This window comes from Flavobacterium sp. S87F.05.LMB.W.Kidney.N (assembly GCF_004366435.1).
Lineage (GTDB): Bacteria > Bacteroidota > Bacteroidia > Flavobacteriales > Flavobacteriaceae > Flavobacterium.
In genome coordinates, this window is sequence record NZ_SODX01000007.1 from 147,070 (window position 1) to 159,648 (window position 12,579).

Genomic DNA, 12,579 nt, shown 5'->3' on the forward strand with positions numbered 1-12,579 from the left:
AAATAAAACCACAATGTTCACAGGAATTATAGAAACCCTTGGTACGATTCACGAAATCAAAAAAGACCTTAACAATCTTCACGTAACAGTAGACTCTTCGATAACTAACGAATTAAAAATAGATCAAAGCGTTTCGCATAACGGAATCTGTCTTACCGTTGTAGCCATTAAAGATTCTCTTTATACCGTAACAGCAATCGATGAGACAATTTCAAAAACCAATATTGGTGATTGGAAAGCAGGCGATATTGTAAATTTAGAACGAGGCATGAAACTTGGCGATCGTCTTGACGGACATATTGTTCAAGGCCATGTTGACCAAACAGGAACATGTATTAAAATTGAAGAAGCCAACGGAAGCTGGAATTACACTTTTGAATACGATAAAGATTTAAATAACATTACAATAGAAAAAGGTTCGATTACCGTAAATGGAGTAAGCCTTACGGTTGTGAATTCTAAAACTAATGAATTTAGTGTTTCAATTATTCCTTATACTTATGAACACACTAACTTTAAAGACTTCAAAGTTGGAACAAAAATCAATTTAGAATTTGATGTAGTTGGAAAATACATTTCAAGACTATATTCTATTAATAAATAACTTACTGACTTCCTATAAAAAAAGCTTCAATTAAATTGAAGCTTTTTTTATTTGATTTTTATATATCACGGTCGCACCTAATGCTAAACCGCCAATTAGTAAAAACAAGATATTTTGGTCTATTGGAAAGTCAGCTCCACCACTACCTGGTCCGTCATCATCGTCTAAACTCATCGCACCAGCTGTTTTCGCAGTTGGAGATGGTGGTGTAGGACCAGCCACCATAAATGAAACATTTAATAATATTAAAGCAATTGCTAAAAAGGGGGCTTTTAGATTTTTCATAAAATTCAAGCTGTTAAAACAGCAAGCTATAATTATTAACAAATATTCTTTAATAGAAATTTCGGACAAATACATTTCTATTTGCAAAATCTTGGACAAAAGTATAAGTTTTTTGCACAAAAGCAATATTTAAAACAAAAAACATAAAACAAATTTTAACACTTTTTTCAACAAATAGCTTAATCCCTTTTTAGAAAACGTTGTAGCTCATAAAAAGCTCATTTTCATTACTATTTACTAATTCAACAAGCTTATAAGAATTTCCTGATTTTAAAAAAGAACATTAACTGTAACCAAAATTTCTTCATTAAAAGTTACGTAAAAACTTAAACCTTGGATCTTATTTTTTTTACACGGGAACAATCTTTTGAATTAATATATTTGCATTGGCTATCAATAAAAAAACAAGCTCTTTTTTAAAAACCAAAAAATAATGAAAAACAAATATACAGTTGGAAGTTTATATGCTGGTGTCGGCGGTATTTGTTTAGGCTTTGAAAATGCAGGTTTTAAACTAGAATGGGCGAATGAATTTGATAAAAAAGCCTGTATCACTTACAGAAACAATTTCAACCATACTCTTATAGAAGGTGATGTAATGGAGATTGATGTTAAAAATCTTAAAAAAATTGACATTCTTACCGCAGGATTTCCTTGCCAGCCATTTTCTCTTGCTGGTCATAGAAAAGGCTTTAATGACAGCAGGGGAAATCATTTTTTTAAAATATTGGATTTCATTGACGAGATGAGGCCGAAGGTTGTATTTCTTGAAAATGTAAAAAATTTAAAAAGTCATGATAACGGAAATACAATGAAAGTAATTCAAAGCGAAATAAAAAAACGCAATTATACTTTTGACAGCGCTATTTTGAATACCAAAGATTTTGGAAACATTCCGCATAGTCGTGAAAGGATTTTCATGGTTGCTTTCGATAAAAGTTTCGTAAAAAAAGGCTTTAAATTTACCTTTCCTGAAAAAGAGCCGTTAACTAAAAAGATTACCGATTTAATCACAAAAGAAAAAGTCGATAAAAAATTCTATTACACGGAAGAGAAATATATGTACAACATGCTGAAAGAAGCTGTTGTGAGTAAAGACAGAATTTACCAGTTTAGAAGACAATACGTAAGAGAAAATAAATCTAAAGTCTGCCCCACTCTAACTGCAAATATGGGAACCGGCGGACATAATGTTCCTATTATAACGACAGATTTTGGTTTTAGAAAATTAACCCCAAGAGAATGTTTTCGTTTTCAAGGTTTTCCCGACACTTATAAACTACCTTCTATTTCAAATTCTAGTCTTTATAAGCAGGCTGGAAATTCCGTAAGCATGCCCGTGATTGAAAGATTGGCCTCGGAAATATTTAAGTGCATTGAAAAAATTGAAACTAAGAAAGCAAAAGCTCAAAAGGTTTAAATACTTAAAAGCATTATTGTTCCTTCAATTTTAGCCAAACAAACTTCTAAGTTTCTTCTAATTTCTTGACTCCAAAACCTTAGAACTGTCCAATTTTCTGAAACTAGAAAAGCATTGACTTCTTCATCTCTTTTCATATTTCTTTCAATTTTCGGAATCCAATAGTCGCGATTTGATTTAATTCTCAATTGCTGGACTTCCCAATCTTTTCCATGAAAAAATTCACTGTCTACAAAAATGGCAATTTTATATTTGGCAAAAGTAATATCAGGTTTACCAAATATCTTTTTATTGTTTTTTCGATATCGGTAACCGAGATTCCACAAAGCTTTAGCAAGCCTTATTTCGTCTTTTGTAGCAGTACTTTTTATCGCCTGCATATTTTTCCTCCTTTGTTCGGGAGTTAAATTATCCATCGTAAGATTAAATTTGTTTCTGACAGATAAAGTTAGTTATTTAACGGAAATGAAAATTCAATTATTTGAGGTTAAATATTGTATTATTTTCATTTTAAAATAGGAAGAAAAACAAAAAAGCCTTTACATTGCTGTAAAGGCTTTTTATTTCTAAAGAAGTGGTCCCACCTGGGCTCGAACCAGGGACCACCTGATTATGAGTCAGGTGCTCTAACCAGCTGAGCTATAGGACCGGTTTAGAGGATGCAATATTACTACTATTTTTGATTCACTCCAAATATTTTAAGACATCATTTGTATTTAATTTTAAATCTTTTGCTGAATTTCAAAAACGAAATTGATTTTCAATGTCTTATTTAAAAATTAAAATGACATTTTTTTATTTAATTTCCTGACAAAGCTCCACCAAAACACCATTTGTGTTCTTCGGATGCAGAAAAACAACCAATTTATTGTCGGCACCTTTCTTCGGAATTTCATTTATCAACACAAAACCTTCACTTTTTAGGCGAATAATTTCTGCTTCGATATCATCAACGTCAAAAGCAATGTGGTGAATTCCTTCTCCTTTTTTTTCCAAAAATCTAGCAATCGGACTTTCTGGATTTGTTGCTTCTAGAAGTTCGATTTTATTATTACCGGTTTGAAAAAAAGAAGTCAGCACGCCTTCACTTTCTACAGCTTCCATTTTATAGGATGGAACGCCAAGCATTTTTTCGAACAAAACATTGGCATCATCCATATTTTTTACTGCAATTCCGATATGTTCAATTTTGTTTACCATTGTTTCAAATTTTATTGATTTACATAAGTATTAAAATAACCACATTCTGCAATTACATCTTGATAATACTTTGTATCTGAATAGTCTTTCTTTAAAGCTTTAAAAGAATTCCAAGCAATAAAATTAACTTTATCATCTTGAATTTCCCAGTAACTGTTTATGTTATTATACTTTTTATTGTAATAATCATTTCGTTCGCATTTTGAAATCAGATACAGACATTTTGCTTTTTGTTCTTTGTTCGAAGCAGCTTCAAAAGCTTTTTGGTAATACATTTTCGAAACTGAATTATTGGTAATCATTTCTTTCATTGCATTTCTAAACGAATACGGACTCGAGCCATAACCCACAATATTAATTTCGTAGAAAGTTCTTCCGTTCCCGAAATGAGAAATATTATAAAATGCATTTCCTAACAAAAGACTATTGGTATAAACATCTTCTTTCTGCGCCAATTTTTCCTTCATCGATTTTATCGTAGTCAGAAAATCCATGTAGGTATATTTTCTTTTTTGATAAGCGACATGATCACAATCGTGACAATCTTTAATGCTTCCGTTGAACGGATTTCCTAAAAATTTATAATATTGAACTGAATCTGTCTGCTTCAAATATTCGATCGCTTCAGGAATTTTGTTTTTGAAAGTCGCCTGAACTGCCTGAAAATTATTAATATCTTTCAATTTCAAACTATAAATTCCAGCACCAATTTTCTCGATTTCGGTTTTATTGGTTTTTTCTAAAAAAGCTTTCATTGCCAGCAATTCCTTTTCATTATCATAAAATGAATTTCCATCGTTCCAATAGCTGTAACGCGATTCGTTAAACAATTCTGCCATTACTGGATTTGACTTTGCTTTGTATAAAGCTGCCAAATAATTTTTACTCCATTGAAAAGCATTTTGATAACGGAACTCACTTCCTTTATAAGTTTTTGGCAGTTCAAAATAAATCCAATTTAGATCTGCTAAAACTGTTTTTACATTGTTATCATCTAGTTTATCTATTTTGCTCAAGTTATTTACAAAACGCAATAATCGAATTTGGTAACTTGCCAGTTCGGTTTTTGGCAGTGTTTTTACTGCTTTAGTATAATTCTTGTCTGCATTGGCATAATCGCCTTTTAGCGTTTGAAGATAGCCTATTGCAATATCCCACAAATATGGTTTTTCTGTATTTCCCGCTGCAGAAATTTTAGCAATTAAATCAAATGCACTTTGGTCTATCTTTGCTTGATTTTCACTTTTATTTTCAGCGATTGTCTGAGGTTTCATGGGTTGATTTTCGCCTGCATTCTGCTGAAAAGAATTATTGATTTTTTGCTCCAGCGAATTCACCAATCTTGTTGCCAGATAGTTTAAATGTTCGCTTTTCGGATCTAATTCATAAATCTTTTCGATCGCCTGTTTTTCATCTTTATAATAACCGTGGATTGCCCAAAGCGCTGCTTTCTCGCTATTATTTTTAGCCATTGCTAAAGCTTTGGTCCAATCCGATTCATTTTTGGGGTGAAAACTATACGCAGTTACCACGCGTAATTCTGGACATTTATCAAAAACCTGGGCATATAAATAATTAGAAACCGCATATTTTTTCTGCTGGTAATTGATTCCGGCAACATACGCCAAAGCACGGTAATACAAAGTGTTTTTTGCTACAGAACTTTCTGTTTTATTAAAAAAGTCAATTGCTTTTTGTTTATCATTACTATAAAAACGAGCCTTCATCGTTAAAAACCAATATCTGTTTTTCAAAAATGGATCTGATAAAGTGTTGTACACATTTTCGATAGATTGAATCATCTTTGCATCATTGAATGTTTTTGCCACCACTGGATCGTAACTCCAGTAATCTTCTCCAATAGAAACCGTTTCAATTTTTTGAGCTAAGTACAAGAATTCAATAAAATCCTTAATCTTCTCGTCTTTCAAATTAATCTTTTTTCCCCATTTCTGCGAACTCTTATTTTCTTTTTTGCTTTTATAAAAAACATGAAGATCTGTAATTTCTTCTTTGTTTTTAATCGCATTTTTATCGTCAGAATAGTATCTTGGCTTTTCGTCACCAATCAAAAAATAATTTACTGTTGTTGTGTCAACTTTTCCTTTAAGGTAATTCGCCCAATCCGATTTTATGTTTCCATTAAAACGGGAATTGTGCTGCGTATCAAAACCAATTCCGTAAAAAATTCCTCCTGATAAAAATAGAGGAGAATAGGATTTGTCTGCAAAAGTTTCTGGCGTAAAATTAGAATTATAACCAAAGAAATCCCAGTCGTCTCCGCCGGCACAGGCATAAATAATTCCGTATATCGAAAGTAAAGCGAGGCTAAAACTCAGAAATAACTTGTTCAAAAATATTCTTTTCATAATTGTTTAAATTGAATTCGTCTAAATCGTAAAATATAATTTCTTTTGGTTTTTGTGGCAGATTTTCATCCAGATCGTCTGCCATTTCTTTTAAATCTTTTGTGCTGATTTCTTCTATTTTCAATAAATCTTTCTCTTCATAAAAAATACCATTCTTATAGTTAGATTGTTTTACTCTGAAAAAAATCGGGCTTATTTTTTCAAAATTCGAATCTTGAAGCAGGTCTTTTATATTCATTTTCGAACGAAGTCCTATTACTTTATTATTTCTAATGTGAACTCCCCAAGAATAAATGGGAAGTGCCAAATCAAGATGAAGCGGATATTTCTTCAAACTCTTCAAATATTTTGAAGCTGCTTTTTGATCGTAAATAGAATTTAGGGAATCTGGCGCAATCGATCCCATGTTGTAGTACATTAAAACTCCAGAATCGACATTTGGGATTTTTGTTTTTTTGAAATATTTGACCTGATGCAGTCGAATTGTTGCCGAAAGTTTCTTCTTCGATAGCTTTTTAAAAACTTCCACAAACTTCAAATAATTGTCTTTGCTATTCAATGTCCAATCGCAGTCAATTTGAATTTCGTCACAAGATATTTTATTCTTTTGGTTGATCTGTTCAATAAAATCAAATGTTTTCTCAGCCAAATCATTTACATCCAGATTGGGCTGCAGCATTACTTTGTTCTGAATAAAGACAACTGGAACAACAGCATATTGATTAAGATTTTCGTCAAAGCGAATTGGACTAACCGGAATTGGATTTTTCGTTTCTGGATGAACTCCAATATCAAAATACCTTATATAAAGCTTTTGAACATTGTTTTCATTTAAAACTTCTCTTTCCGTTTTTGAAAATTTTAATATTGTTTTCCAATAATAAAAAGAAATAACAGTCTTTTCGTTTTTACTGCAGGAGAAGAGTAAAAAGAGAAATAAAATTGGAAAAAGTCGCTTTAACAAAACTTGGAAAATTACATTTAAACCCAAAAGTAAGAAATTATGGCTCTTTAAAATATTCGAAACCATAAAAAATAAACAGAAATGTAATTTTTTTAAATCCTAATAAATGGATAAAAAATTTCAATTAAAGCAAATATAATCGTTATTTTGTGCAATCAAATTGAAAACCCGTTATGTTGAAAAACACTCTAAAATATATTTCATTTATAATTTTAATATCAATGATAAGCTGCGCTAAAAGAGGCAGTATTACAGGCGGTTTAAAAGACACTTTAGCACCGGTTTTGGTATCAAGTTATCCTGAAAATTATAGTACAAACTTTAAAGGAAACACTATCACTTTAAATTTCGACGAATATGTTAAGCTGAAAAATACCAATAAACAGTTGATTATTTCTCCGCCATTAAAGAATGAACCGTTAATTACACCAAGTACCGTTAGTAAATTTATTAAGATTGAAATTAAAGATACTTTACAGCCCAACACAACTTACAGTTTAAATTTCGGGCAGGCTATTACGGATAATAATGAAGGAAATGCTTTAAACCAATTTAAATATATTTTCTCCACAGGATCTCATATTGATTCGCTTAAACTGAACGGACGAATTAAAGATTCATACGAAAAACATGTAGATAATTTTGTTTCGGTAATGCTTTATGAAGTAAATGATAAATTTAAAGATTCTACTATTTACAAAGAATTTCCGCGTTATATCACCAACACTTTGGATAGTATGCGAACTTTCCAGTTTGAAAATCTAAAAGAAGGAAAATATCTTTTAGTGGCATTAAAGGATAAGGGAAGCAACAATAAATTTAATCCGAAAGATGATAAAATTGGGTTTCTTAAAAATTATGTTACGATTCCGACTGACACTGTTTACGAAGTAGAATTATTTAAAGAAACACTGCCTTTAAAAACTTTTAAACCTATTCAAGCTTCTGGAAATAGATTGTTCCTTCCTTATGAAGGAAAACAGAATTTTAAGAATTCGAAACCGAAAATTATCCTTAAAAACGGAAGCGAAGTTCTAGAAACTATAGTTACGCAGTTTCCTAAAAAGGATTCCCTGCAAGTTTGGTACAAACCGATAAAAGCAGATTCATTATCGCTTGAAGTTTCAAAAGAAAACTACGACAAGAAGTTTTCTTTTAAAATCAAAGCTTTAAAAAAGGATACTCTTAATATCAAAGCGGTACAAAATGGCCAAATTAATTTTAGAGAGCGCTTTACGTTGGAGACCGAAACTCCTTTGGTAAAATTTGACAAATCTAAAATCACTTTAGTCAATAAAGATTCTGTAGCAGTTCCGTATACGACTGAATATGACGAATTTGATCAAAAACTATATATTGATTTCAAAAAAGAGCCTTTAGAAAAATACAATTTTACTTTCCTGCCAGGCGCTTTGACTGATTTTTATGAAAAAACAAACGATACATTATCTTATAAACTCAGCACCAAAGAAGCAGCAGATTATGGAAACATCATTTTAAATCTAAAAAATGTAAAACGTTTTCCTATAATTGTCGAATTGACGAATAAAAAAGGAGATGTTGTTTTAGCCAGCGATTACTCTGAAGGTGCAACAACTTTAGAATTTAATTTGCTCCAGCCAGAAGTTTTTACGGTGCGTATTATTTACGATGACAACAAAAACAAGATGTATGACACGGGTAGTTTCCTAGAAAAACGATATTCTGAAGAAGTATTCTACAATCAGGAAGAATTTGATGTCCGCGCCAATTGGGATCGAAACGAAACTATCGATTTAAGTGTTCCGTTTAATCCAGAAGTCGAGAAAAAACAAGACGAGAAAAAGAAAAAAGATGAAGAAAAGAAACGGAAAGCTTTCTAGATTTTAATTTCGAAAGTATCACGATCACCTAGAAAATTAAGTTTTCTTCGGGTTTCTAACATTATATTTTTATCCAATTCAGCCACAAAAACACCTGCTGTTTCTTGTGGCTTTATTATATAATTTCCCCAGAAATCAATTAATTGGGTATGACCATTATGTTCAAAATTATTATCATCAAAACCTACCCTATTTACGCCGGCAACATAGCTTAAATTTTCTATGGCGCGCGCGTTTAGCAAAGTGTCCCAAGCGTTTGTTCTAACTTTTGGCCAATTGGCAACATACAAAAGAAGATCATAATTTTCGACATTTCTAACGAAAACAGGAAAACGCAGATCGTAACAAATTTGAAGACAAATTTTCCATTCTAAATATTCAACAATTACTTTCTGAGTTCCAGCAGTGTAAAACTGGTCTTCTCCCGCCAGCGAAAACAAATGTCTTTTATCATAATATTGAAAATCTCCTGACGGAAAAACAAAAAACATTCGATTGTAATATTTTCCATTTTCTGTAATAACTAAGCTTCCTGTTATTGCAGCATTTTTTTGTTTTGCTTTTACTTTCATCCATTCGATTGTTTCTCCTTCCATCGTTTCGGCAATTGCAGATGGATTCATTGTGAATCCTGTCGAAAACATTTCAGGAAGCACAATCAAGTTTACTTCAGCCTTGATTTCATTGATTTTGAGATCAAAATTTTCTCTGTTTACAGCCGCATTTTCCCAGGTAAGATCAGATTGGATTAAAGCAATTTTCATTTCAAATTATTTTGATATAAAGGTAGAAAACATCAGCCTATTCTTTAGTTATAACCGAACAATTTTAACATTACCATTGCAAAAAAAATGCAATTTTTGCAAAAAAAATGCGATGTGTGAAATTATTTTATATATTTGAAATTCCAACCACAATTATAACTAACTAAAAACCAATACAAAATCATGAGCATTCTTATACTCACAGCTTGCATTATTTTCTTGATTTTACAGATTGCTTGGTTTAAAATTAATCCATTTATTGCTTTTATAATTACTTCACTTTTAGCCGCACTTTTTCTCGGTCTGCCTGTCGAAACTATTTCACCTGTTTTGCAAAAGGGTCTTGGTGAAATGCTTGGTTCGATAACATTAATTATTGTTTTTGGAACTTGCATTGGAAAACTTGCCGTTTCATCTGGAGCTGCGAAAGTAATTGCTAAAACCGTAATGAATTGGACGGGCAGAAAGTATGTTCGTTTAGGATTAATGATTACGGGGTTCATAATTGGAATTCCGCTTTTTTACAGTGTTGGTTTTGTGCTTTTAGTTCCATTGATTTTTTCCGTTGCCCATCAATTTAAATTATCAAAAGTTTATTTAGGAATTCCAATGCTCGCTTCGCTTTCTGTTGCACACGGTTTTCTTCCTCCCCATCCTTCACCAATGGCATTGAGCAGTATTTTAAAAGCAGATATTGGCTTGGTTTTAATTTACGGAATCATAATTGCAGTTCCGACCATTTTAATTGCGGGTTTATGGTTTTCAACTCGTTTTAAAAACATTAAAACCGAATCTGATCACGAAATTCTAAATGTTGAAGAAATAACGAACGAAGGCAAACTTCCAAGTTTTGGCTTGAGTTTATTCTCTGCCTTATTTCCCGTTTTCGGATTAACAATTACTTCTCTGCTTCCGTTAATTTCAAATAATGCAAAATTAATCTCAATATGTAAAATCATTGGAGACCCAAGCATAATTATGCTGCTTTCACTGCTTCTTTGCACCTATACTTTAGGAATTAAAATGAATAGAAGCATGTCTTCTGTAATGGATGATTATACACAGGCCATAAAGGATGTTGCTTTAATTGTGCTGATTGTTGGAGGTGCCGGCTGTCTCAAAGAAGTTATGATTGTAAGCGGGGTAAATGAAACTATCGTCGCCACATTAAACCAAGTTAATATTCACCCCTTCTTATTAGCTTGGTCTATGGCGGCGATTATTCGTGTTTGTGTGGGTTCTGCAACAGCGGCAGGATTAATGACTGCCAGTGTTTTACTACCTTTACTAAAAGCTAACGATCTCGACCCCAATCTCTTTGTACTTTCTGTTGGCGCTGGAAGTTTAATGTGTTCACATGTTAACGATCCGAGTTTCTGGATGTTCAAAGAATATTTTAATATCAGTCTAAAAGACACTTTTAAATCCTGGACCGTAATGGAATCTTTGGTTTCTGTTTTAGGAATTGTATTTATTTTTATTTTAAACGCTTTAGTACATTAAAATCATGAGTTTAAATCCGCAAGAAAAATTCGAAAGTCTAGGTTTGTCACTTCCTCCTGCTCCACAGCCTTTAGGAATTTACAAACCCTATTTAGTAGACGGCAAATACTTGTATCTTTCAGGACATGGACCTGTACAAGACGATAAATCTTTAATTATCGGACGCATTGGAGAAGATATGGATATAGAGGCAGGAAAATTAGCAGCAAGGCAAGTTGGACTAACAATGCTTTCTACAATCGTAACCAATTTTGGAAGCTTAAGTAAAGTAAAAAGAGTGATCAAAGTGCTCGGAATGGTGAATTGTACATCTGATTTCTTAAAACATCCTTATGTGATTAATGGATGCAGCGAATTATTTGCAGAAGTTTGGGGACAGGAAAACGGAATCGGAGTAAGGAGTGCAGTCGGATTTGGTTCGCTTCCTGATAATATTCCTGTCGAAGTTGAGGCACTTTTTGAATTGTATTAAGCCTAAAACACTTTTATAAATTGCTAAAAACCAAGATTATGCAAAAGAACTGGTGGAAAATAAATTCCGAAACACTTATTGACACTCCGTTTTTAGCAGTTTACGAAGATCGAGTACGTCAAAATATCGAAAAGTTGATTTCTTATGTGAAAGGCGACACACAACGATTACGTCCACACATTAAAACACATAAAAATGCCGAAGTTTTAGAGCTTTTTAAAATTTACAACATCAAGAAAATCAAATGCGCTACAATAGCCGAAGCAGAACTTGCCGCAAATCAGAAGATCGAAGACATTCTTTTAGCGTATCAACCTGTTGGATTAAAAGTGGAAAGATGGATTTCATTAATTAAAAAATTTCCTGAAACTCATTTTTCAACTATTGCAGACAATCTGAAAACAGCTTCAGATTTAAACGAAATTGCCAAAAGAAATAATCTCGTTCTTTCCGTTTATTTAGATTTAAATACAGGAATGAACCGAACTGGTTTTTCGATTTCAGAAAATTGGACTAGCTTAATTGATGCTATTTCACAATTAAAAAATCTTCAATTTGAAGGAATCCATATTTATGACGGCCATATAAAAGGAACTGTTGAAGAAAGAAATTTAGAAGCTTCTAAGTCCTTTGAACAGATTATCAATAAAGCAGAAAACTTTAAAATTGTCGCTGGCGGTTCTAATACTTTTCCGTTTTATGCAGCGCAGGAAAATGTAGAGTGCAGTCCGGGAACTTTTGTTTTTTGGGATTCGAATTATCAAATTCATTTACCTGAACAAGATTTCAAACCTGCGTTAGTAATCGTTGGAACAATTATTTCTAAACCGACTAAAAATACATTTTGCGTAGATATTGGCTATAAAGCCGTTTCATCTGAAAATCCGATTGATAAAAGATTGACCATTTTAAATGATGAAAATTTGATTCCAACCGCACATTCAGAAGAACATTTGATTCTTGAAAACAGAGGTCAAAACCAATATGAAATTGGCAATATTATTTATGCTAAACCTTATCATGTTTGCCCGACTGTTGCTTTGTACGATAATCTTCAGGCGGTAAATAAAAAACAGCAGATTTATGCGCAATGGCCAGTTAGTGCTCGAGGCCGAAAAAGTACTATTTAAATTTTA

12 protein-coding genes and 1 tRNA gene are annotated in these 12,579 nt (G+C 32.3%); 6 read left to right on the top strand and 7 right to left on the bottom strand.

Annotation, left to right across the window (positions count from 1 at the left end; genetic code table 11):
- The first annotated feature begins 13 nt into the window (after nucleotides 1–13).
- Entirely contained in the window at nucleotides 14–604 is a 591-nt protein-coding gene (locus EDB96_RS19510; protein ID WP_134142669.1) for a riboflavin synthase, read from the top strand.
- 30 nt (nucleotides 605–634) lie between these two features.
- On the opposite strand, the gene EDB96_RS19515 is transcribed toward EDB96_RS19510, so the two are convergent.
- Nucleotides 635–889 (bottom strand): hypothetical protein, encoded by a 255-nt coding sequence (locus EDB96_RS19515; RefSeq protein ID WP_134142670.1) that lies wholly within the window; start codon nucleotides 887–889, stop codon nucleotides 635–637.
- Nucleotides 890–1,322: 433 nt separating this feature from the next.
- Between EDB96_RS19515 and dcm the strand changes: the two genes are divergently transcribed.
- A complete protein-coding gene (gene dcm / locus EDB96_RS19520) occupies nucleotides 1,323–2,309 on the top strand; it encodes a DNA (cytosine-5-)-methyltransferase (RefSeq protein ID WP_134142671.1) in 987 nt (328 codons plus the stop codon).
- Here the strand turns inward: dcm and EDB96_RS19525 are convergent.
- The 5 genes from EDB96_RS19525 to EDB96_RS19545 all read right to left on the bottom strand — a co-directional run bounded on the left by EDB96_RS19525 (nucleotide 2,306) and on the right by EDB96_RS19545 (nucleotide 6,869).
- Nucleotides 2,306–2,725, bottom strand: coding sequence for a very short patch repair endonuclease (locus EDB96_RS19525; RefSeq protein ID WP_134142673.1), 420 nt, complete (start codon nucleotides 2,723–2,725; stop codon nucleotides 2,306–2,308). The two genes, dcm and EDB96_RS19525, sit on opposite strands and share 4 nt — an antisense overlap.
- 159 nt (nucleotides 2,726–2,884) lie before the next feature.
- Nucleotides 2,885–2,958: transfer RNA gene (locus EDB96_RS19530), tRNA-Ile, on the bottom strand.
- 146 nt (nucleotides 2,959–3,104) lie between these two features.
- The gene (gene mce, locus EDB96_RS19535; RefSeq protein WP_134142674.1) at nucleotides 3,105–3,509 is read right to left on the bottom strand and encodes a methylmalonyl-CoA epimerase; all 405 of its coding nucleotides are present in this window, start codon (nucleotides 3,507–3,509) and stop codon (nucleotides 3,105–3,107) included.
- A gap of 11 nt (nucleotides 3,510–3,520) precedes the next feature.
- Nucleotides 3,521–5,878: a hypothetical protein gene (locus EDB96_RS19540; RefSeq protein WP_134142675.1), complete on the bottom strand. Its 2,358-nt coding sequence runs from the start codon at nucleotides 5,876–5,878 to the stop codon at nucleotides 3,521–3,523.
- Nucleotides 5,838–6,869, bottom strand: a complete 1,032-nt coding sequence (locus tag EDB96_RS19545; protein WP_243839384.1) for a hypothetical protein — start codon at nucleotides 6,867–6,869, stop codon at nucleotides 5,838–5,840. Before EDB96_RS19545 ends, EDB96_RS19540 begins: the two co-directional genes overlap by 41 nt.
- Before the next feature lie 146 nt (nucleotides 6,870–7,015).
- Here EDB96_RS19545 and EDB96_RS19550 point away from each other — a divergent pair, with 146 nt between their 5' ends.
- Nucleotides 7,016–8,704 carry an Ig-like domain-containing protein gene (locus tag EDB96_RS19550; RefSeq protein ID WP_134142676.1) on the top strand — a complete coding sequence of 563 codons (1,689 nt, stop codon included), beginning with the start codon at nucleotides 7,016–7,018 and terminating at the stop codon, nucleotides 8,702–8,704.
- On the opposite strand, the gene EDB96_RS19555 is transcribed toward EDB96_RS19550, so the two are convergent.
- Nucleotides 8,701–9,468: an amidohydrolase gene (locus EDB96_RS19555; protein WP_134142678.1), complete on the bottom strand. Its 768-nt coding sequence runs from the start codon at nucleotides 9,466–9,468 to the stop codon at nucleotides 8,701–8,703. The genes EDB96_RS19550 and EDB96_RS19555 overlap by 4 nt on opposite strands.
- Before the next feature lie 183 nt (nucleotides 9,469–9,651).
- Between EDB96_RS19555 and EDB96_RS19560 the strand changes: the two genes are divergently transcribed.
- From EDB96_RS19560 to EDB96_RS19570, 3 genes are read left to right on the top strand one after another with little or no spacing between them, the layout of a single operon-like run.
- Nucleotides 9,652–10,971: a GntP family permease gene (locus EDB96_RS19560; RefSeq protein ID WP_134142679.1), complete on the top strand. Its 1,320-nt coding sequence runs from the start codon at nucleotides 9,652–9,654 to the stop codon at nucleotides 10,969–10,971.
- Nucleotides 10,972–10,975: 4 nt separating this feature from the next.
- Nucleotides 10,976–11,443 (top strand): RidA family protein, encoded by a 468-nt coding sequence (locus EDB96_RS19565; protein ID WP_091135337.1) that lies wholly within the window; start codon nucleotides 10,976–10,978, stop codon nucleotides 11,441–11,443.
- Between the two features lie 38 nt (nucleotides 11,444–11,481).
- Entirely contained in the window at nucleotides 11,482–12,573 is a 1,092-nt protein-coding gene (locus tag EDB96_RS19570) for a D-TA family PLP-dependent enzyme (protein WP_134142680.1), read from the top strand.
- The last annotated feature ends 6 nt before the right edge of the window (nucleotides 12,574–12,579 follow it).